Raw genomic sequence first — 20261 nt, 5'->3', positions numbered from 1 at the left:
GCTCCTTGGTCTCGTCGGTCTTCTCAAACTCGTCTGTCGCATCCGTCTCATCCGTCACGCGGAGAAGTTGGACCGTGCGTCACCGCACGGAAAGGCAACGTACGCGAGGCGACCACCATTCCCCACAGCCGGGCCGGGGCGGGGCGGGGCGGTGCGGCCGGGTGGGGCCGAGTGCGGAGGCGAGTGCCGGGCCGGCGGAAGGCGGGACCAGCCACACCGCATCAGCACGCCGGACCGCATTAGTACGACGGATGCGCCGCCCCTGTGGACAACTTCCGCGCCCGACTCTTCCGACCTGGCAGCATGGCGGGGTGACAGCAGCAACGCATTCCTCCCTCTTCCCACAGGTCCCCGAGTCGGCGGACGCCGTGCTCGACGGCCTGGACCCCGAGCAGCGCGAGGTCGCCACGGCCCTGCACGGTCCGGTGTGCGTGCTGGCCGGAGCCGGTACGGGCAAGACGCGTGCGATCACCCACCGCATCGCGTACGGGGTGCGCGCCGGGATACTCCAGCCCACGAGTGTGCTCGCCGTCACGTTCACCAACCGGGCCGCCGGTGAGATGCGCGGACGGCTGCGTCAGCTCGGTGCCGGAGGCGTCCAGGCACGGACGTTCCACTCCGCCGCCCTGCGCCAGCTCCAGTACTTCTGGCCGAAAGCGGTCGGGGGGGACCTGCCCCGGCTGCTGGAGCGCAAGGTCCAGCTGGTCGCCGAGGCCGCCGCCCGCTGCCGCATCCGGCTCGACCGCAACGAGCTGCGGGACGTCACCAGCGAGATCGAGTGGTCCAAGGTCACCCAGACCGTGCCCGCCGACTACCCGGCCGTGGTCGCGAAGACCCAGCGGGACGCCCCGCGCGACCCGGCCGAGATCTCCCAGATCTACGCGACGTACGAGGAGCTGAAGCGCGACCGTTCGGTGATCGACTTCGAGGACGTGCTGCTGCTCACCGTCGCCATCCTCCAGGACCGCCACGACATCGCCGACCACGTCCGCCGCCAGTACCAGCACTTCGTCGTCGACGAGTACCAGGACGTCAGCCCGCTCCAGCAGCGGCTGCTCGACCTCTGGCTCGGCGACCGGGACACCCTGTGCGTCGTCGGCGACGCGAGCCAGACGATCTACTCCTTCACCGGAGCCACCCCCGACCACCTGCTGAACTTCCGTACCCGCCATCCCCACGCGACGGTGGTCAAGCTGGTCCGGGACTACCGCTCCACCCCCCAGGTCGTCCATCTGGCCAACGGACTGCTCGGCCAGGCCCGCGGCCGCGCCGCGGAGCACCGGCTCGAACTGGTCTCGCAGCGCGAGCCCGGCCCCGAGCCCGACTACACGGAGTACGCCGACGAGCCCTCGGAGGCCGAGGGCACCGCCCGCCGGATCCGCGATCTGATCGCCGCCGGAGTGCCGGCCGGCGAGATCGCCGTGCTCTACCGGGTCAACTCCCAGTCCGAGGTCTACGAGCAGGCCCTGGCGGACGCGGGCGTGCCGTACCAGCTGCGCGGCGCGGAGCGCTTCTTCGAACGGGCGGAGGTGCGGGAAGCGGGAGTCGCCCTGCGCGGCGCCGCCCGTGCCGGGGGCAACGACTCCCTGCTCGACGACGCGGAGGGGCTGCCCGCGGAAGTGCGCGCGGTGCTCTCCACCAAGGGATGGACCTCGGAGCCCCCCGCGGGCTCGGGGGCGGTGCGCGACCGCTGGGAATCCCTGGCCGCCCTGGTCCGGCTCGCCGAGGACTTCGAGCGGGCCAGGCCGGGCGCGACGCTCTCCGACCTGGTGGCTGAGCTCGACGAGCGGGCCGCCGCCCAACACGCCCCCACGGTCCAGGGCGTCACCCTCGCCTCGCTCCACTCGGCGAAGGGCCTGGAGTGGGAAGCCGTGTTCCTGGTCGGCCTGACCGAGGGCATGATGCCGATCACCTACGCCAAGACCGACGAGCAGATCGAGGAGGAGCGCCGGCTGCTGTACGTCGGCGTCACCCGGGCCCGCCTCCACCTCTCGCTGTCGTGGTCGCTCGCCCGCTCGCCCGGCGGCCGTGCCGGACGGCGCCCGAGCCGTTTCCTCAATGGGCTGCGCCCCGGCTCGGTGTCTTTCGCCGCACGCGGCGCGGCCGGTGGCGGCGGGATCGAACGGGGCCCGGAGCCGGTCGCCAAACGCGGCCGCCGTGGCCCTGCCCGCTGCCGGGTCTGTGGCAGGACCCTCACCGACGCCGGCGAGATGAAGCTGATGCGCTGCGAGGACTGCCCTTCCGACATGGACGAGGCGCTGTACGAGCGGCTGCGTGACTGGCGGGCAGTCAGGGCGAAGGAGATCGGCCAGCCCGCCTACTGCGTGTTCACGGACAAGACGCTGATGGCGATCGCCGAGGCAGTACCGGGCAGCGCGGGCGAACTGGCGGTGATCTCCGGGGTCGGCGCGCGGAAGCTGGGCCGGTTCGGGACCGCGGTTCTGGCCATTTGCGCAGGTGAGACAGTGGAAGAAGTGCTCGGCGAGGCCGCTGACGAAGTGTGAGAAAAACTCGTCGAAAAAATAGTTTGCGCCTGCCCCAGTCATCACCATAGGTTCTTAACCACGGGAACAGCGACTTCTCTGAAGCCCTGGCCCTGTGCTGTACTTATCCGAATACGTAGGACCGGCCCGCCGGTCCGCCCGAGACGCCGAGAGGAGGCGATTGAAGTGATCAGCATCATCAGGACCAACAAAGTGACCGATCTTTCGGTCGTCTCCGCCTTCTCGCTCGGCCTCTCCTGCTCTTCCGAGTCCTCGCTCCGTGGCACCGGTCTGTCCGGCATTTCCGTCGCCGGCCCGCTGTCTCCGGCGAGCCTCCCCGTGCGGGAGCGCAATGAGCGACCGGCTCTGGCACCGGCAGCAGCAGTAGCGAAGGGACAGGCCCAGGCCTATGCCTTTGCGGCTGTCGGTGCGGGAGCGGAATTCGGCGCCGAGAAGCAGACGATGCAGCACCACACGATGTGGGCCTTCCGTGGGCCTGAACCCTGGAGTGATCCAGCCTGATCCACCATCAGGCCGGCGCCTTCAGGGCCGCGGAACCCCACTCGGGATCCGCGGCCCTTTTGTTTTGTCCAAACGGACGAGACAGCGAAGGAGCCTCGGGACAAGCAACACCCGGTACCAGCCGCCACCCGGCCAACAAGGCCGGAACGACCAGACGAGGACACCACCCACCGTGCAACTCGAAGCGCACGCCCCGTCCGTACCGCCTTCCGACACGTTCCCGCCGCCCGGCCCCACGGAGGACTCCACCTTGATCCCCCTCACCGCGCTCACCGCGCTCGACGACGCCATCGAGAACCTCGGCGTGCCCGTCCCGTGCCGCTCCTACGACCCGGAGGTCTTCTTCGCGGAGTCGCCCGCCGACGTCGAGTACGCCAAGTCCCTCTGCCGCACCTGCCCGCTCGTCGAGGCCTGCCTCGCAGGTGCCAAGGAGCGCCGCGAGCCGTGGGGCGTCTGGGGCGGTGAGCTCTTCATCCAGGGCGTTGTCGTCGCTCGCAAGCGGCCGCGTGGCCGTCCGCGCAAGAACCCGGTCGCGGCGTGATCGCCGGACTGGGGGCCACGGCTCCCAAACCCATGAAGCGCATCGGCACCATCGACCGTCCCCACACCCACGATCCCCGAAATCAGGCAGAAATGTCCGTCCCCACCAACGAGCCCGTCGGCTCGGCAACACCGAGCGTCACGATCACCGGCGCGAACGACTCGCGTCAGAACAGGACCCGCGAGATGCAACTCATCCCAGAAGCCCTGGCCCGTGCTCATATGCACGACCGCCTGAGGGAGGCCGACACGCAACGGCAGGCCGTACGCCTGGTCAACGCGCGCCGGATGCAGCGCCGGGCCGAGCGCGCCTCGATGCGCGCCCGCCGAGCGCTGGCCATGGCGGTCATGCACTAGTCAGGCCGAACAGCAGCAGTACCCGCTGCCGGGCAGCCGCTCTGCCCGGCAGCGATCAGTACCCATAGTCAGTACCCCTTCCGCGGGGCCGGCCCGAACGGGCCGGCCCCGCGGTCGTGCTGAGTGGTGATGCTGCGCGGCGGTGTTGTGTGGTGCCGCGCGGGGCGGCGGAGACGGAGTTATCGTCACGAGGTGGACGAGGAGACACACCGGATTCAGCAGCCCGCGCAGAGCGACGCCGCGGCCGTCACCTGTACCCTCTGCGGCGCCTCCGCCGACGGCGAGACCGCACCGCCGACCTGGATCTGCTCCGTGGAGAACGGCAGACAGCAGTACTTCTGCGAAGCGTGCGCCCGCACCCACATCAGGGCGATCGAGAGCCGCCTCGACTCCGCCTGGTGGTGACCCCCGGCGTGCCCGCACCCGACGGAGCGGGAACGCGGCCGGCCGTGATGCCCCGGCCCTACGCCCCGGCGGGCGCGTCGCCCGCCAACTCCTGCACCGCTGGGCCCCGCTCGTCCTCCGGCAGAAAGCCCGGCAGCCAGGATTCGAGCTCGTCGCGCAGTCGTACCGTCGCACCCAGTTGGCACAGCACCCCGATCGTGCTCAGGGTCACCCGGTGTATCAGCAGATAGGAGGGGGGCAGATTCAGCTGCTTGCCGAGCTGGTGAGCCGGGGAGCGGGGGTCCGCGATCCGTGCCGCCTGATTGCGCAGCCAGCTCCGGGTGAACGTGAACTCCTCGACCTGCGCCGGTTCGATGATCGGCAGGAGATAGTCGAGCACCGCGTCCGGGTCGAGGTCGATCGAGTCCTTGATGAACCCCTCCTCGCGCAACAGCTCGTACACCGCCGCCGACTCGCCCCCCAGCGTCAGCCGCAGGGAGTCCCCGATGGTCTGCGGCAGACCGCCCGGCAGCCGGTCCACCGTCCCGAAGTCCAGCACTCCGAGCCGCCACTGCCCGTCAGCGCCCGCCTCCTCGGCGGGCGGCAGCAGCCGGAAGTTGCCCGGATGCGGGTCCGCGTGCAGCAGACCGGTGCGCGCGGGCCCCGAGAAGAGGAAGCGCGCCAGCAACTGACCGGCCCGGTCGCGCTGCTCCGGAGTGCCGTCCGCGATCACCTCGGCCAGCGGAACACCGTCCATCCACTCCGTTACCAGCACCTGGTCGGACCGGTGCACCACACCGGGGATCACGACATCCGGGTCGTCCGCGAACTCCTCGGCGTGATCCCGCTGCGACCGGGCCTCCTGCTCGTAGTCCAGCTCCTCCGAGACCCGGTCGCGCAGTTCCGTGATGAGGGGTTTGATGTCCATTCCGGGCACCAACGGGCCGAGCAGGCGGGCGAATCTGCTGAGCTGGGTGAGATCCGAGAGCAGCGCCTCACCGGCACCCGGATACTGCACCTTCACCGCGACGTTCCGTCCGTCGTGCCAAACCGCCCGGTGCACCTGGCCGATAGAGGCGGCGGCTGACGGCCTGTCCTCGAACGCGAGGAACAACTCCCGCCAGTCCTCGCCGAGCCGCTCCTCCAGCACCGCGTGCACGGTGTCGACGGGCATGGGGGGCGCGGCTTCCTGCAGCTTGATGAGCGCCGCCCGGTACGGCCCGGCGACCTCCTCGGGAAGCGCGGACTCGAAGACGGACAGGGCCTGACCGAGCTTCATCGCCCCGCCCTTCAACTCGCCCAGGACCTTGAACAGCTGGTCCGCGGTGCGCTGCTGCACCTCCCGGGCGACCAGCTCCGCCGATCTGCCACCGATCCGCTTGCCCAGACCCCACGTCGCCCGGCCGGCGAAGCCCAGAGGCAGGGCGGCCAACTTGGCGGTACGGGTGACCGCTTTCCGGGGTAGATCAGACATGAGCCCCTCCAAATCCCAGACTGCCGTACCGCGTGCGGCGGTTACCCGGCCATTGTGTCCTGCCTCGTGTCGGACGTGGAGGAGCGCTCCCTCCCAGTGTGCCCAGCCGCCCCACAGGAACAGTCGAGGTGCGGTTCCATACGCTCGGGTCGCCAGTCCAACAGCGGCAGCGCCGCCTCCCAACGAGTCCCGGTGCTCGCGGGCAGTTCCCCGTCCAGAAAGGACAGCGCGTGAGCGGCCGCCAGCCCCGCCACCGCTGTTGCCAGTCCCAGATCACAGGCCTGCACGGCAGTCCGCCGCCCGGACCGCCATTGGGACAGCATCCTCGTCCAGTCCGCGTCCCGGGCGGCGCGCTCCAGGGCCAGGCATCCGGCGCAGGCCGTACCCCCGGGCAGGACCAGGGGCCCGACGACTCCCGTCGCCTCCATCACTCCGGCGTAGAGATGGGGAGTGCCCGAGGCGATCCACGGTTCGGCCGAGCGCGGGTCGGGGGCGTACGCCGAGAGGCCGTCGCGAGGGGCCACCACGACCAGCGACAGCCCCGGCTCGCCACCGCCCGGAGAACCCGCCGTCTCCGCGGCCCGGGGAGCCGCACCCGCGGCGGATCTGCGCACCAACTGCCTGGCAGCGGTGTCCCTGCGCTCCCCGACGGCCGTCGGCGGAAGCCCGCCGGGCGAGACGTCCCACGGCTCGGTGTGCCCGCCGTCCAGGACCTCCACCCGGCCCACCCCGGACCCCGACAGCACCGCCGCGATTGCCGCGCCGACGCGGCCGGCACCCCGCACCTGGACCCGCATCGCCCGACGGGCCGCCAGCCGCCGCATCCCGCCTCCCGGTTCGCGATGGACGACGGAGAGCGACGCCAGATCGGGGCGGTGCCGGTCCAGCGCGCCGGGCCGGTTCCGTAACGCATCGGTCTCCGGGCCGGCGGCCCGCACGTCGTCGATCAGTCCCGCGTCGGCCAAACTGCCGACCAGAGTGTCGACTTGATGGTCCGACAGGTCCAGTGTGCGAGCCTCCTCGCGCAGCAGCGGCAGGCCGCGTGTTCCGTCGAGCAGTTCCAGAAAACTGCCCGTGGCGATATCCAGCGGGCCGAACTTCACCGCATGGGCGTGAGTCACCCCGAATTGCACGGTGCCTGCGCTGCGCCATGCGCGGCGCAGTGCGGGCTTCAACATCGGATGCACGGCTACCCCCGGTCTGTGTTCCTTGATCCCTGTGTGCGGGCCACGGCCCGGGATCCTCGCGAGATCCGTTGTCAGAATGCAGGCCGGCGCCGAAGCGTGCGAAAAGTTGTCCACAGGCCGGGGGTATTAGTCGTTCAAATGGTGCATGCCGTGGAGTGGATCAAGTGTGAACCGTCCCGGAGGCGGGACTTCCCCCGCTGACACCGGGTAACGTCGTGGCGTGCCCGCCGACCCGTCACCCGGATTCGCCGGGGAGACCCCCGCGCGCAGCGCCGGAACCCCGCAGCGCGGCGCGGTGGACCGTCCGCCCCGCGCCTCCGCGACGAGCGCCGTCGAGGTCCGCCGGAGCAGCCGCCGCAGCAGAACGGTCTCCGCGTACCGGGAGGGCGACCGAACCATCGTGCTCATCCCGGCCCGGATGTCGGAGGCCGAGGAGCGGCGCTGGGTCGGTGTGATGCTCGACAAGCTCGCGGCGCAGGAGAGCAAACGAGTCTTCGACGACAGCGAACTCGCCGCGCGGGCCGAGCGGTTGTCCGCCCAGTACTTCGAGGGCCGGGCCCGGCCGGCGTCGGTGCGGTGGGTGACCAACCAGAACACCCGATGGGGTTCGTGCACCCCGGCCGAGGGCAGCATCCGTCTGTCGCACCGGCTGCAGGGCATGCCCGAGTACGTCGTCGACTACGTCCTGGTCCATGAGCTGGCGCATCTGCTCGTGCCCGGCCACGGTCCGCGGTTCTGGCAGCTGCTGGAGGCGTATCCCCGTACCGAGCGGGCACGCGGTTACCTGGAAGGCGTGGTGGCCGCCGACCGGCTGCCGCAGCTGCCCGCCGCCCGCGGTGAGTGACGTCCGCAGATTCTGTACCGGGTGTGTACCGACTTAGCTCGACGTCAGCGTTTGCGGTTAGCCTGGCGCGACGCATTCACATTCGGGATGGGGGACGGTCGTTACGCATGGCCAGGGAATTCCAACGCGGCCACAAGGCCAAGATCAGTGATCTCACGGCGGGGACGGATCTGTACGTAGGTGTGCAGATCGCCGGTCCGGGACTGACCTTCGACATCAGTTGCTTCGGCCTCGATGCCAATGAGCAGCTCTCCGACGACCGGTATTTCATCTTCTTCAATCAGCCTAAATCGCCCGAGGAGTCCATTCAGCTTCTCGGTGCCCAGGCCGGTGACACCGAGTCGTTCCGCGTCACCCTGGACCGCATTCCGGCGAACATCCACAAACTGTCGTTCACCGCGACGGTCGACGGCGCCGGGCAGATGTCCCAGATCGGTCCCGGATACATCCGGATCGTCGCGGGTGGCGAAGAGGTTGTCAGGTACGCCTTCAACGGTTCGGAGTTCACCACCGAGCGTGCGGTGATGCTGGGCGACTTCTATCTGAAGGACGTCTGGCGGTTCGCCGCGGTCGGCCAGGGCTTCGACGGCGGCCTCGAAGCGCTGCTGAAGAACTTCGGTGGTGAGGTCGCCGAGGAGGAGCCCGCCGCACCTCAGCCGCAGGCGGCGGCTCCGTCCTTCGCCCCACCCACCCAGGCGGCCGCGCCGGCACCCGCCCCGCCCTTCGGGGCCCCGCCCGCACCGCCGGCGCCCCAGGCCCCGCAGCCGGCCCCGTCCTTCGGCGCTCCGGCCGCCCCCGCCCCCGCCACGACGCCGCAGCAGATGCATGCCGCGCCGACGATGGCCGCGCCACTGGCACCGCACGGCGGCACGGTGCCGCCGCCCGCCCCCGCCCCGGCTCCGTTCGGGCAGCCGGGCCAGCCGCCGCAGTTCGGCCAGGTCCCGGGCCAGGCGCCGCCCGCGCCGTACGGTCAGCAGCCCCCCGGCCCGTACGGCCAGCAGGCCCCGGCGCCCTACGGTCAGCAGCCCCCGGGCATGCAGCCGCCCGGTGCGCCCCAGGGCGTACCGCAAGGAGCGCCGCAGGCCGGTGCCGGTCTTCAGGCGGCACTCCAGCCGTACAAGGAGACGGCCACCGGTCAGCGCTGGACCCCGCAGAACCAGCAGCTCATGCGGGTCGACCTCACCATGGGCGGCACGCCCGTGCTCGCCCGCCAGGGCAGCATGGTGATGTACCAGGGCAAGGTCGACTTCAGCTACAAGGGCGCCGGCTTCGCCGGCCGTGTCGTCGGCAACGCCACCGGCCAGGAAATGCAGCTGATGCGCTGCACCGGCCGCGGACAGGTCTTCCTGGCCGAGGACGGCTCGCATCTGCACGCCATCGAGCTGCAGGGCGACGGCATCTGCGTCTCCGCGGAGAACGTCCTGGCCTTCGACGAGTCGCTGCAGCACGAGGTCCGCAGGATCGAGGGCCACGGCATCCCCGGTGGCGCCCTGTTCACCATGCAGTTCCAGGGCACCGGCACGGTCGTCGTCAAGACCCACGGGGTCCCCGTCGTCCTGCCCGTCACGCCGACCACCTTCGCCGACTGCAATGCCGTCGTGGCCTGGTCGGCCGCGTCCCAGGTGATCATCTCCAGCCAGGTCCGGCTGCGCCGCAACGCGTACCCGGGACACAGCGGGGAGACCGTGAACCTCCAGTTCCGGGGAGCCCCCGGCAACTTCATCGTCGTCCAGCCCTACGAGGTCTGAGGGAGCCCGTCATGAATCAGCAGCTCGCGGGCTACGCCCCGACCCCCGTCACGGCCCGTATGGAGAACCACGGCCGCACGATGCTCAAGGTCGCCATGGCCACCGGCCAGGACCTCTACGCACGTACCGGCTCGATGGTCGCGTACGAGGGCTTCATCCAGTACGAGCCCAATCCGCCCGCCGTCCGGCAGATCGCCTCCCAGTGGATCACCGGCGAGGGCGCACCGATCATGAAGTGCTCCGGCGACGGACTGCTCTACCTCGCCGACTACGGCGCCGACGTGGTCGTCATCAACCTCGACAACGACTCCCTCTCGGTCAACGGCACCAACGTCCTCGCCTTCGACGGACACCTCACCTGGGGTGTGGAGCGGGTCAAGGGCCTCGCCAAGTTCGCGGGCCAGGGCCTGTGGAACGTCTGCATCTCGGGCACCGGCTGGGTCGCCATCACCTCGCGCGGCACACCGATCGTCGTCGACTGCGGACGCGGCGAGGACGAGACCTACGTCGACCCGGACGCCCTCGTGGCCTGGTCCCCGAACCTCAAGGTGAAGGGCAAGCGCAGCTTCAAGGCCTCCTCGCTCATCGGGCGGGGCAGCGGCGAGGCGTACCAGATGGCTTTCGCCGGCCAGGGCATCGTCGTCGTGCAGCCGAGCGAGGACAGTACCGACCGCCTGCGGGTCCGGAACTGACGGGGGAGGAGAACACACCATGCAGAGTCCGCTTTTCAGCTACACGGAACAGCAGTCCCAGGACCGGTACACCGTCCAGAACCCGCAGCTCCTGCGGGTCTCGCTGACCGGCCACGACGACATCCTCGCCCGCAAGGGCGCCATGGTCGCGTACCAGGGGCTGATGGAGTTCGACGGCGAGTACCGGTCCCACGGGCAGCGCCGCGCCCGCGCGAACACCGGTGAGGGCCTCGACCTGATGCGCTGCTCCGGGCAGGGCACCGTCTACTTCGCCAACCTCGCGCAGTACATCCACGTCGTGGACGTCGACCGGGACGGCATCACGGTCGACAGCGCCTACGTCCTGGCGCTGGACTCCTCGCTGAACACCGAGGTCATCGCGGTGGACAGCCAGTACGGCATCTCGGGCACCGGGAAGTACCAGCTCAACATCTCCGGCACCGGCAAGGTCGCCCTGATGACCTCGGGCCAGCCGCTGATGATGCAGGTCACGCCGGACAAGTACGTCAATGCCGATGCCGACGCGATCGTCGCCTGGTCCAGCTCGCTGCGGGTGCAGATGCAGGCCCAGACGCACTCCTCGGGCGTCTGGCGGCGGCGCGGCAACACCGGCGAGGGCTGGGAGCTCAGCTTCCTCGGCCAGGGCTTCGCCCTGGTCCAGCCGAGCGAGGTGCTGCCCCCGCAGAACCACGAGATCGGCCAGGGCGTCCGGGCCCAGTACGGAATGGGCCAGAGCGGCGCCCACGGCCAGAACCAGAACAACTCCTGGAACTGAGCCACGCCGCACGGGCACGGGAGAGGGGGCTCTCCGCGGAGACCGCCCCTCACCCGTGCCGCAGGCCGCTCCTACCGGCGCTGCTCCAGCTCGGAGCGGGCGCGCTCCGTCAGCCGTACGACCGATGCGTCGGCCACCGAGGCGACCTCGTCGTACGTGAACCAGCGCAGGTCCAGTGACTCGTCGCTGATCTGCTCCGTCGCGCCCGAGGGCGCCAGTGCCACGTACTGCACATCCAGATGCCAGTGGCAGGGCGCCGGGATCGTGTGGCGGTCCAGCGTCACCGGGCCGCCCGCGAGCAGGGTCAGGCCGGTGATGCCGGACTCCTCGGTCGCCTCCCGCAGTGCGGCGGTGGCGAGCGAGGCGTCCTCGGGCTCGCAGTGCCCGCCCATCTGCAGCCACATCCGGAGCTTGCGGTGGAGCGTGAGCAGGACCCGGCCGCGCTCGGGGTCGACGACCAGCGCGCTGGCCGTCAGATGGCCCGCTTCGCAGGCCTTCCACATGCCGTCCGGATGCCGGGCCAGATGGTCGAGATAGACCTGGCGCAGCTCGTCCTGGCCCCGGTCCGCCGGATTCCCGTACCCCTTCAGTACGAGGACGGCGTCGTCGTACAGGCTCACCGGTCGGTGTCGCCCTTGCCGTCGTCCTCGCGGCCCTCGGGCTCCCCGGTGCCGGGCGAGTCCTTGCCGTCCGCCTCCGCGGCGGGCTGCTGCGGGCCCTTGGCGGCCTCGCCGAGCATCTTGTCCAGTTCGGAGAAGTCCAGCTGCTCGTGGTGCACAAAGCCGTCCGGATCGTCCAGGTCCTGGGCCGTCGGCAGCATGTCGGGGTGCTCCCACAGGGCGTCGCGCCCGTCGAGCCCGCGTGCGTCGGTGAGGGACGCCCACAGGCGCGAGGCGTCACGCAGCCGGCGCGGACGCAGCTGAAGGCCGATGAGCGTGGCGAAGGTCTGCTCGGCGGGGCCTCCGGAGGCGCGGCGCCTGCGCATCGTCTCGCGCAGCGCGTCCGCCGAGGTCAGACGGGACTTCGCGGCCTCGTGGACCACGGCGTCCACCCAGCCCTCGACCAGCGCGAGTGCCGTCTCCAGCCGGGCCAGGGCGGCCTTCTGCTCGGGCGTGTCCTCCGGCTGGAACATGCCCTGCTGAAGGGCGTCCTGGAGCTGCTCGGGCTGCGAGGGGTCGAACTGGCCGACCACGTCCTCCAGCTTGCTGGTGTCGACCTTGATTCCGCGCGCATACCCCTCGACGGCGCCGAACAGGTGCGAGCGCAGCCACGGGACATGGGCGAAGAGGCGCTGATGGGCGGCCTCGCGCAGGGCGAGATACAGCCGCACCTCGTCCTGCGGCACGCTGAGGTCCTTGCCGAAGCGCTCCACGTTCAGCGGAAGGAGCGCGGCCTTGCCCGCCGGGCCCAGCGGGAGGCCGATGTCGGTCGAACCGACCACCTCGCCCGCCAGCACGCCGACGGCCTGGCCGATCTGCTGGCCGAACATCGCGCCGCCCATCGACCGCATCATGCCGATCAGCGGGCCGGCCATCGCCTGCATCTCCTCGGGCAGCACGTCGCCCATGGCGAGACCGACGCGCTCCGCCACCGGGTCGACCAGCTTCTGCCAGGCCGGAAGGGACGCCTCGACCCACTCCGCACGGCTCCACGCCACGGTCGAGACCGAACCGGAGGGCAGCGACGTCACGCCGTCCAGCCAGAGGTCGGCGAGACGCAGCGCCTCATCGACCGCGGACCGCTCGGTCGGGCCGACGCTGGCGTCCTTCGTGCCGTCCGGCGTGCCCTGCGAGACCGTCTGGCGGGCGATCTGCTTGGCCATGTCCCAGTTCACGGGACCGCCCTCGTAGCTCAGCATCTGGCCGAGCTGCTGGAAGGCGGCGCCCAGGTCATTGGGGTTCATCGAGCCGAACATCGCCGCGAACGGGTTGTCCCCGCCCGCGCCGGGCCCGAAGCCGAACGGGTTCGCCGGCCCGCCCGAGCCCTGCCCACCTCCGGTGGGGTCCTTCTTCTTGCCCTCGTCGCCGTTGTCCGGCTCCTCCGGCGGAAGGCCGAATCCGAATGGGGTGTCACTCACGGGGTTTCCTCGGCTCGTAGGGCCGCCGGCTCGAACCGACGGCGACTGCCCGACATCACCATCCAGCGTAGACACCAAAAGTCCGCTCAGGGCCTCAGTGCTCCGCCTGCTTCCGGCCTGCGGCAGGATGGACGCCACCTGGTACGCACGCGTCATTCGGGTACGTACTGAAGACAACCGCTGGAGACGCCCGGTGAGTTCCCCAGATCCTCAGGTTCGCGCAGCGCGAAACCTGTCCGCCCCCTCGACCGAGAACAAACCAGAAAAGAACCGCTCCCGGAGCCGCGGCCCCGTCGTCGCGGTCACCGGAGCCGCGACGGGCGTGGGCGAGCTGCTCACCGCACGCCTCGCGGCATCGGAGGAGATCAAGCAGGTCATCGCCATCGACGAGCGCCGCGGAGAGGTCTCCGAGGCGACCTGGCACATCCTCGACGTCCGTGACCCCGCCATCGCGGAGAAACTGCGCGGCGCGGATGTCGTGGTGCATCTCGCACTCGATCTCGACCTGGAGACCGACCCCGGCGCCCGCACCGCGTACAACGTGCGCGGCACCCAGACCGTGCTGACGGCCGCCGCGGCCGTCGGCGTCCACCGGGTCGTGCTGTGCACATCGGCGATGGTCTACGGGGCGCTGCCCGACAACGACATCCCGCTCGCCGAGGACGCCGAACTGCGCGCCACGGCCGAGGCCACCGGCGTCGGCGACCTCCTGGAGATCGAACGGCTCGGCCGCCGGGCGCCCCGCGCCCACCCCGGACTCAATGTGACCGTGGTCCGGCCCACGGTCCTGGTCGGCGGTACGGATACCGCGCTGACCCGCTACTTCGAGTCGCCGCGCCTCCTGGTCGTCGCCGGATCGCGTCCGGCCTGGCAGTTCTGTCATGTCGACGACCTGGTCACGGCCCTGGAGTACGCCGCGCTCGAGAAGATCGACGGCGAGTTCGCGGTCGGCTGCGACGGCTGGCTGGAGCAGGAGGAGGTCGAGGAGCTCAGCGGTGTCCGCCGGATGGAACTGCCCTCCGCCGTGGCCCTGGGCGCCGCCGCCCGCCTGCACCGGATCGGCCTCACCCCGTCCCCGGCGGGTGATCTGGCGTACACGATGCATCCCTGGGTGGTCAGCGTGAGCCGGCTGCACGACGTGGGATGGCGCCCGAGCTGGACCAACGAGGAAGTGCTCGCCGCCCTCCTCGAAGAGGTCGAGGGCCGGCACACCGTCGCCGGACGCCGCCTGGGCCGCAAGGACGCCACCGCGGCGGGTGCCGCCGGCGCGACCGTGGCACTGCTCGGCACCGCCGCCCTGGTCCGCCGCGCCCGCAAGGCCCGCCGCCGCATCTGAGAGTCGCCCCGGACCTCGTTCTCCCACGGGCTTCTGCAGAAAGCTCCAAGGTCAGGGGCGGCCCGCCGGTGGAAAGGGCTGTTCCGCGTTGTCGGTGCCGTACGGCACCATGGGCCTCATGGCACCCACCAACGACCACCCCGGCGAGCAGGCGGCGGGCGACCCCGTCCGGCTGCTGGAGATCCGCGACACCCCGCTGTCGGTCGACGAGGTCTTCCGGGCCGTCGGGGACGACGCCGCGGGCGGCACGGCGCTCTTCGTCGGTACGGTGCGCAACCACGACGGCGGCCAGGACGTCGAGGCTCTCGGGTACTCCTGCCACCCCTCGGCGCAGGACGAGCTGCGCCGGGTGGCCGAGAAGGTCGTCGCGGATTTCCCGGTCCGGGCGCTGGCCGCGGTCCACCGGGTGGGTGACCTCCAAGTGGGCGACCTCGCCGTGGTCGTCGCCGTCTCCTGCCCGCATCGCGCCGAGGCGTTCGCGGCCTGCCGCAGGCTCATCGACGACCTCAAGCACGAGGTCCCGATCTGGAAGCACCAGCGTTTCTCGGACGGCACCGAGGAATGGGTCGGAGCCTGCTGAGCGCAAGTCGGCCAGGAGGCCATTCGGTCCGATTTGCGTAACTCCACCCCTGCCGTGAGCGTAGGTTCTCCAGACGGTTAATCTGCTGATCGGTCAGTTGCGGTCGCTCATGGGGTAGGGAGGTCGTAATGGCAGCACTTGCCTGGTTGCTGATTCCGCTTTTCGCTGTGCTCGGCGCTGCGATATGGGGAAGCTGGGCCACCCGCAATCGAACGACCGGCGATGTCACCGAACTAGCCGGCTATGCCAGGTTCCGCGAGGCGATGGAGAAGTCGCATTCCGGTTCCGATGCCGCCTGACATTTCGTCGCGCGTGCACAGTCGCCGATCCGCATCGCGGCTCCGACCGTCGACGCGCTCCGGCGCGGACCGAGCCCGGTTTCCGGCCTCGCGCGGCCCGGCCCCGGCGGTGCACTGACAGACCCTTCCCGTACTGTCGTTCCATGCCACGCCGCACCGCGACGATGCTCGCCTCCACCCTGATCCTCATCGCGCTGCTCTGCGCAGGCGTGCTGATCAAAGTGCCGTATTCGGAGATGTCCCCCGGCCCGACCGTGAACACTCTGGGCAAGGTCGGCGGCGAACCCGTCCTGCAGATTTCCGGGCACAAGACGTACCCGACGTCCGGCAACCTCAATATGACGACGGTCAGGGTCACCGGCGCCGACTACAACATGAATCTCGTCGAGGCCGTCGCCGGCTGGCTGGCCCATGACAGCGTGGTCGTGCCGCACGACACGCTCTACCCCGACGGCAAGACCGAGCAGGAGTCCACGCAGGAGAACGCCGAGGAGTTCAGCCAGTCCCAGGAGAGCGCCAAGGTCGCCGCGCTGACCGAACTGGGCATCCCGGTGGCGTCGCGCGTCGTGGTCTCGACGGTCGTCAAGGGCAGTCCCGCCCAGGGCAAGCTGCATGCGGGCGACGTGATCAAGCAGGTCGACGGCACCCCCGTCAGGCAGCCCGAGGACGTCGCGAAGCTCGTCACCCGGCACGACCCCGGCGAGCAGGTCACGTTCACGATCATCCCGGCCCGCACGGCCCAGGCGGCCGAGAAGGCCGGCAAGGAGCCCGAGGGCAGCCGGAAGATCGTCATCACCACGGCGAAGGCCCCCAAGGAGAACCGCGCGATCGTCGGCATCCAGGCCGGGACCGACCACACGTTCCCGTTCCGGATCGACATCAAGCTCGCCGATGTCGGCGGCCCGAGCGCGGGTCTGATGTTCTCGCTGGGCATCGTCGACAAGCTGACACCCGGCAAGCTCACGGGCGGCAAGTTCATCGCGGGCACCGGAACGATCGACGACAAGGGCAAGGTCGGCCCGATCGGCGGCATCAACATGAAGCTGGTCGGCGCGCGCAACGCCGGAGCCAGGTACTTCCTGACACCGGACGAGAACTGCAGGGCCGCCGCGTCCGACACCCCGAGCGGGCTCACGCTGGTGAAGGTGAAGACGATCGACGACGCGAAGAAGTCGCTGGAGAAGATCCGGGCGGGGGACACGGCCGGGCTGCCGAGCTGCTCGGCAGGCTGACCGCGCCCCCTGCGGGGGACGCGACGGATCAGGCCTCGAAGGTCGCGGCCAGGGCGTCGGCCAGCCCGGGCACCAGACCGGCACCGGTCCGCACCTCGCTCGGGGTGTCCTTCGCGCGAAGCCGTACGGCCGACTCACGCGTACCGTCCCGCAGGACCGCCACGGTCATCCGCACCTCCTGGCGCTCCGGGTGCTTGGCGACCCACTTGGTCAGCTGTGCGTCGCTGAGCCCCTCGGGCACCGAGGCCTCGGCGGACGGCGGCAGCATCAGCCGCTCCACCGTCAGCGCGCATCCGATCACCGCGTCGGGCCAGGCGATCGTGGCGAGGAACTCGTCCAGGGCGGTCCCCGGCGGCAGCTCGTCCTGCTCGATGGGGGTCAGGGGGGCGGACGGGGAATCGGCGCTGTCCAGACCGAGCTGGGCCGCCAGGCCGGGCTCCTGGACCCGCAGCTTGGCGGTGTCGACCAGGGCGAACAGCCGGGCCGGCTGGTCCCAGCCGAGGCCGGAGATGTACTCGTCGATTTCGAGCACGGCGACGGTGAGCGGGCTCGCGGCCATCGGAGGGCCTGAGGGGGAAACGTTGGGCATGGTCAATATCCTGCCTCCTTCCGCCCCGGGAGCGGGAACTAGGTAAAGCCTCAGTAAGTTGCATAGGTGGGCTCTACGATCGCTGGGCCCGCTTCACACGACCCGCGAACTTCGAGGTGCGCACGTTGGCTTTCCAGATGCCGGACCGCGGCGGAGGCCCGACCGGGCCACGGATCAGAGTCGGCCGCCCGTCCCGGCGTGCCCGTACCCTGCTCATGACACTGGGCGTCCTGGCGGTTCTCGCCATGGCGTTCGTCATGTTCGCCGGGTTCTGGACGGACTGGCTCTGGTACCGGTCGGTCGCGTATTCGTCCGTCTTCACCACCACCCTGTGGACCAAGATCGGCCTGTTCCTGGTCTTCGGCCTGCTGATGGCCGTAGCCGTCGGCCTGAACATCTGGCTCGCGCACCGGCTCCGGCCGCCGCTGAGTGCGATGTCCCTGGAACAGCAGAGCCTGGACCGCTACCGGATGAGCCTCGCCCCGCACAAGAAGTGGGTGCTGCTCGCGATCACCGCGCTCGTCGGGCTGATCGCCGGAGCGTCCGCCTCCGGCCAGTGGCGTACCTGGCTGATGTATGTGAACGGCGTGGCGTTCGGGCAGAAGGACCCCCAGTTCCATCTGGACGTGTCCTTCTACGCCTTCGACCTGCCCTGGTACCGCTTCCTGCTGGGCTTCGGTTTCGCGGCCACGGTGCTCTCGCTGATCGCCGCCGCCATGACCCACTACCTGTACGGCGGGCTGCGCGTCACCAGCCCCGGCGCGCGGGCGACCGGTGCGGCCACCGGCCATCTGTCGGTGCTGCTCGGCGTCTTCGTCTCGCTGAAGGCCGTGGCCTACTGGCTCGACCGGTACGGCCTGGCCGTGAAGTCCAGCGACTTCAAGGCCACGGACAACTGGACGGGCCTGCGGTACGTCGATGCCAACGCCTATCTGCCGGCGAAGACCATCCTGTTCTGCATCGCCGCGATCTGCGCCGTCCTGTTCTTCGCGACGCTCTGGCGCCGCACCTGGCAGCTCCCGGTGATCGGCTTCGGCCTGATGGTGCTCTCGGCGATCCTGATCGGCGGGCTGTACCCCGCGATCGTGCAGAAGTTCCAGGTCCAGCCGAACGAGCAGGCCAAGGAAGCGCCGTTCATCCGGAAGAACATCGAAGCGACGCGTGACGCGTACGACATCGACAACGCGCAGGTCGACGACTACTCGGGCAAGAGCACGACGGACGACGACGCCAAGCTGCGCGCCGGCGCGAACGACGCCGCCAGCTACCGGGTGATGGACCCCAACGTCGTCTCCCCGGCCTTCCAGCAGCTCCAGCAGAAGAGGAACTACTACCAGTTTCCCAAGACGCTGGACGTCGACCGCTACAAGGACGCCGCCGGCAAGGACCAGGACACGGTCATCGGTCTGCGCGAGCTCAACCTCGACGGCATCCCCAAGCGCAACTGGATCAACGACCACTTCACCTACACCCACGGCTACGGTGCCATCGCGGCCCGGGGCACGACGACCGGCAAGAACCCGAAGGGATCCCCGGACTTCACCGAGTCCGGTCTGCCGACCAGCGGTGAGCTCGGCAAGTACGAGCAGCAGATCTACTACGGCGAGAAGACGGAGCAGTACTCCATCGTCGGCGGGCCCCAGAAGGAGCTCGACTACGAGGAGGACGGCGAGAAGACCACCAGCTACCAGGGCAACAGCGGGGTCAGTCTCTCCAACGCCTTCAACCGCGCCGCGTACGCGGTGGCGTTCAGCGAGCCGCAGATCCTCTACTCGGGAGCCATCGGCGACGGTTCGCGGATTCTCTACAACCGCACGCCCAAGGAGCGCGTCGAGGCGGTTGCCCCGTGGCTGACCATCGACGGCGACGCCTACCCGGCCGTGGTGAACGGCCGCATCCAGTGGGTCGTCGACGCGTACACCACCACCAACGGCTACCCGTACGCCTCGCGCACGACGCTCGGCGACACCACGGCCGACTCGCTGACCACCAACCAGCGCGCGGTCGTCGCCCAGCAGAACCAGGTCAACTACATCCGCAACTCGGTGAAGGCCACCGTCGACGCGTACGACGGCAAGGTCAAGCTCTACGAGTGGGACACCGAGGACCCCGTCCTCAAGACCTGGCGCAAGGCGTTCCCGGGGACCGTGGAGCCCAGGGCGGACATTCCGCAGGAGCTCATGGACCACCTGCGCTACCCGCAGGACCTGTTCAAGGTGCAGCGCGAACTGCTCACCCGCTACCACGTCACGAACCCCGCGCAGTTCTACAGCGGCAGTGACGCGTGGCAGGTCCCGGACGACCCGACCAAAAAGGAGTCCGGTGCCGTCCCGCCGTACTACCTGAGCATAAAGATGCCGGACCAGCCGGCCCAGAAGTTCTCGCTGACGACGACATTCACCCCGAAGGGGCGGCCCGACCTCGGGGCGTTCATGGCGGTGGACGCGGACGCGGCCAGCAAGGACTACGGCAAGATAAGGCTGCTGAGAGTCACCACCACGGTGAAGGGCCCCGGGCAGGTACAGAGTGAGCTCAACGGCAACGACGACGTCGCCGAGTTCGTGAGAAACCTGAAGGGAACCGACTCCGACATCGAGTACGGCAACCTGCTGACCGTGCCGCTGGAGGGAGGCTTCCTCTACATCGAGCCGGTGTACACGCGCGGTGGCACGCAGAACTATCCGCTGCTGCGCAAGGTCGCCGCCTCGTACGGGTCGAAGACCGTCTTCGAGAACAGCCTCGGGGAGGCGCTCAACGCGGTCTTCGGAGTGACGGACTCCGGCACCACGCATCCGCCGACGGACACCACCCGGCCCCCGGGCGAGTCCACGCAGCCACCGGCCACCGGTGACGCGGCGCTGAAGAAGGCGATCGCGGACGCGCAGAAGGCCTACTCCGAGGGCCAGGCGGCCCTGAAGGAACAGGACTGGACCGCCTACGGCAAGGCGCAGGCGGATCTGCAGGATGCGTTGCAGCGTGCGGCGGCCGCCCAGCCCAAGTCGGGCAGTGCGAACAGCACGGGCGGTGCGAAGGCCACGGACAGCGCGACCGGTTCGGACAAAAAGAACAAACCCGATGGTGCTGAAACCGGTGGCTGAGTAACCCGGTAAAGGCTCGCCCTCGCGTCGTGGTACGGTTTCAG

General features: G+C 69.9%; 19 protein-coding genes. 14 read left to right on the top strand and 5 right to left on the bottom strand.

From position 1 onward, the window contains the following. Positions 1-251: 251 nt before the first annotated feature. From IE107_RS07770 to IE107_RS07750, 5 genes are all read left to right on the top strand, one after another. Positions 252-2504: an ATP-dependent DNA helicase UvrD2 gene (locus IE107_RS07770; RefSeq protein WP_373302410.1), complete on the top strand. Its 2253-nt coding sequence runs from the start codon at positions 252-254 to the stop codon at positions 2502-2504. A 165-nt stretch (positions 2505-2669) separates the two neighbouring features. Continuing rightward, the gene (locus IE107_RS07765; protein WP_189542487.1) at positions 2670-3005 is read left to right on the top strand and encodes a hypothetical protein; all 336 of its coding nucleotides are present in this window, start codon (positions 2670-2672) and stop codon (positions 3003-3005) included. 172 nt (positions 3006-3177) lie between these two features. Next, positions 3178-3546 carry a WhiB family transcriptional regulator gene (locus tag IE107_RS07760; RefSeq protein ID WP_189542485.1) on the top strand — a complete coding sequence of 123 codons (369 nt, stop codon included), beginning with the start codon at positions 3178-3180 and terminating at the stop codon, positions 3544-3546. 32 nt (positions 3547-3578) lie between these two features. Continuing rightward, positions 3579-3902, top strand: coding sequence for a putative WhiB-interacting protein (locus tag IE107_RS07755; protein ID WP_189542908.1), 324 nt, complete (start codon positions 3579-3581; stop codon positions 3900-3902). A 192-nt stretch (positions 3903-4094) separates the two neighbouring features. Next, positions 4095-4307 carry a hypothetical protein gene (locus IE107_RS07750; RefSeq protein ID WP_189542483.1) on the top strand — a complete coding sequence of 71 codons (213 nt, stop codon included), beginning with the start codon at positions 4095-4097 and terminating at the stop codon, positions 4305-4307. Between the two features lie 58 nt (positions 4308-4365). On the opposite strand, the gene IE107_RS07745 is transcribed toward IE107_RS07750, so the two are convergent. Beyond that, the gene (locus IE107_RS07745; RefSeq protein ID WP_189542481.1) at positions 4366-5760 is read right to left on the bottom strand and encodes an ABC1 kinase family protein; all 1395 of its coding nucleotides are present in this window, start codon (positions 5758-5760) and stop codon (positions 4366-4368) included. Positions 5761-5801: 41 nt separating this feature from the next. Beyond that, the gene (locus IE107_RS07740) at positions 5802-6947 is read right to left on the bottom strand and encodes a ThiF family adenylyltransferase (RefSeq protein ID WP_189542479.1); all 1146 of its coding nucleotides are present in this window, start codon (positions 6945-6947) and stop codon (positions 5802-5804) included. Between the two features lie 220 nt (positions 6948-7167). Here IE107_RS07740 and IE107_RS07735 point away from each other — a divergent pair, with 220 nt between their 5' ends. The 4 genes from IE107_RS07735 to IE107_RS07720 all read left to right on the top strand — a co-directional run bounded on the left by IE107_RS07735 (position 7168) and on the right by IE107_RS07720 (position 11006). Continuing rightward, positions 7168-7791 (top strand): M48 metallopeptidase family protein, encoded by a 624-nt coding sequence (locus IE107_RS07735; RefSeq protein WP_189542476.1) that lies wholly within the window; start codon positions 7168-7170, stop codon positions 7789-7791. 107 nt (positions 7792-7898) lie between these two features. Continuing rightward, positions 7899-9539, top strand: coding sequence for a TerD family protein (locus IE107_RS07730; protein ID WP_189542474.1), 1641 nt, complete (start codon positions 7899-7901; stop codon positions 9537-9539). A gap of 11 nt (positions 9540-9550) precedes the next feature. Next, positions 9551-10231 carry an AIM24 family protein gene (locus IE107_RS07725; protein WP_189542472.1) on the top strand — a complete coding sequence of 227 codons (681 nt, stop codon included), beginning with the start codon at positions 9551-9553 and terminating at the stop codon, positions 10229-10231. A 19-nt stretch (positions 10232-10250) separates the two neighbouring features. Further along, positions 10251-11006 carry an AIM24 family protein gene (locus tag IE107_RS07720; RefSeq protein WP_189542471.1) on the top strand — a complete coding sequence of 252 codons (756 nt, stop codon included), beginning with the start codon at positions 10251-10253 and terminating at the stop codon, positions 11004-11006. Between the two features lie 71 nt (positions 11007-11077). Here IE107_RS07720 and IE107_RS07715 read toward each other — a convergent pair whose 3' ends face one another. Together IE107_RS07715 and IE107_RS07710 are read right to left on the bottom strand one after the other, a co-directional pair. After that, a complete protein-coding gene (locus tag IE107_RS07715; RefSeq protein ID WP_189542469.1) occupies positions 11078-11626 on the bottom strand; it encodes an NUDIX hydrolase in 549 nt (182 codons plus the stop codon). Then, positions 11623-13083, bottom strand: a complete 1461-nt coding sequence (locus IE107_RS07710; protein ID WP_189542467.1) for a zinc-dependent metalloprotease — start codon at positions 13081-13083, stop codon at positions 11623-11625. Before IE107_RS07710 ends, IE107_RS07715 begins: the two co-directional genes overlap by 4 nt. A 193-nt stretch (positions 13084-13276) precedes the next feature. On the opposite strand from IE107_RS07710, the gene IE107_RS07705 reads away from it, so the two are divergent. The 4 genes from IE107_RS07705 to IE107_RS07690 all read left to right on the top strand — a co-directional run bounded on the left by IE107_RS07705 (position 13277) and on the right by IE107_RS07690 (position 16530). Then, complete coding sequence (locus IE107_RS07705; RefSeq protein WP_189542465.1) at positions 13277-14419, top strand: SDR family oxidoreductase; 1143 nt, start codon at positions 13277-13279, stop codon at positions 14417-14419. Between the two features lie 118 nt (positions 14420-14537). Further along, complete coding sequence (locus IE107_RS07700; protein ID WP_189542463.1) at positions 14538-14999, top strand: molybdenum cofactor biosynthesis protein MoaE; 462 nt, start codon at positions 14538-14540, stop codon at positions 14997-14999. Positions 15000-15127: 128 nt separating this feature from the next. After that, the gene (locus IE107_RS07695) at positions 15128-15298 is read left to right on the top strand and encodes a hypothetical protein (RefSeq protein WP_189542461.1); all 171 of its coding nucleotides are present in this window, start codon (positions 15128-15130) and stop codon (positions 15296-15298) included. A gap of 143 nt (positions 15299-15441) precedes the next feature. After that, positions 15442-16530, top strand: coding sequence for a YlbL family protein (locus IE107_RS07690; RefSeq protein ID WP_189542459.1), 1089 nt, complete (start codon positions 15442-15444; stop codon positions 16528-16530). A 28-nt stretch (positions 16531-16558) separates the two neighbouring features. On the opposite strand, the gene IE107_RS07685 is transcribed toward IE107_RS07690, so the two are convergent. Further along, a complete protein-coding gene (locus tag IE107_RS07685; protein WP_229866756.1) occupies positions 16559-17119 on the bottom strand; it encodes a PPA1309 family protein in 561 nt (186 codons plus the stop codon). 137 nt (positions 17120-17256) lie between these two features. Here IE107_RS07685 and IE107_RS07680 point away from each other — a divergent pair, with 137 nt between their 5' ends. After that, the gene (locus tag IE107_RS07680) at positions 17257-20217 is read left to right on the top strand and encodes a UPF0182 family membrane protein (protein WP_189542904.1); all 2961 of its coding nucleotides are present in this window, start codon (positions 17257-17259) and stop codon (positions 20215-20217) included. Positions 20218-20261 lie beyond the last annotated feature (44 nt).

The sequence above is a fragment of the Streptomyces gelaticus genome, assembly GCF_014649535.1.
GTDB classification, from domain to species: Bacteria; Actinomycetota; Actinomycetes; order Streptomycetales; family Streptomycetaceae; genus Streptomyces; species Streptomyces gelaticus.
This window is presented reverse-complemented; position numbering and strand designations above follow the sequence as displayed.

What these genes read in the sequence shown, in the direction of transcription:
- IE107_RS07770 (WP_373302410.1), top strand. Translation starts at nt 252, where the DNA reads ATGCGCCGCCCCTGTGGACAACTTCCGCGCCCGACTCTTCCGACCTGG.
- IE107_RS07755 (WP_189542908.1), top strand. Translation starts at nt 3,579, where the DNA reads ATGAAGCGCATCGGCACCATCGACCGTCCCCACACCCACGATCCCCGA.
- IE107_RS07745 (WP_189542481.1), bottom strand. Translation starts at nt 5,760, where the DNA reads ATGTCTGATCTACCCCGGAAAGCGGTCACCCGTACCGCCAAGTTGGCC.
- IE107_RS07730 (WP_189542474.1), top strand. Translation starts at nt 7,899, where the DNA reads ATGGCCAGGGAATTCCAACGCGGCCACAAGGCCAAGATCAGTGATCTC.
- IE107_RS07725 (WP_189542472.1), top strand. Translation starts at nt 9,551, where the DNA reads ATGAATCAGCAGCTCGCGGGCTACGCCCCGACCCCCGTCACGGCCCGT.
- IE107_RS07720 (WP_189542471.1), top strand. Translation starts at nt 10,251, where the DNA reads ATGCAGAGTCCGCTTTTCAGCTACACGGAACAGCAGTCCCAGGACCGG.
- IE107_RS07700 (WP_189542463.1), top strand. Translation starts at nt 14,538, where the DNA reads ATGGCACCCACCAACGACCACCCCGGCGAGCAGGCGGCGGGCGACCCC.
- IE107_RS07695 (WP_189542461.1), top strand. Translation starts at nt 15,128, where the DNA reads ATGGCAGCACTTGCCTGGTTGCTGATTCCGCTTTTCGCTGTGCTCGGC.
- IE107_RS07690 (WP_189542459.1), top strand. Translation starts at nt 15,442, where the DNA reads ATGCCACGCCGCACCGCGACGATGCTCGCCTCCACCCTGATCCTCATC.
- IE107_RS07685 (WP_229866756.1), bottom strand. Translation starts at nt 17,119, where the DNA reads ATGCCCAACGTTTCCCCCTCAGGCCCTCCGATGGCCGCGAGCCCGCTC.
- IE107_RS07680 (WP_189542904.1), top strand. Translation starts at nt 17,257, where the DNA reads ATGCCGGACCGCGGCGGAGGCCCGACCGGGCCACGGATCAGAGTCGGC.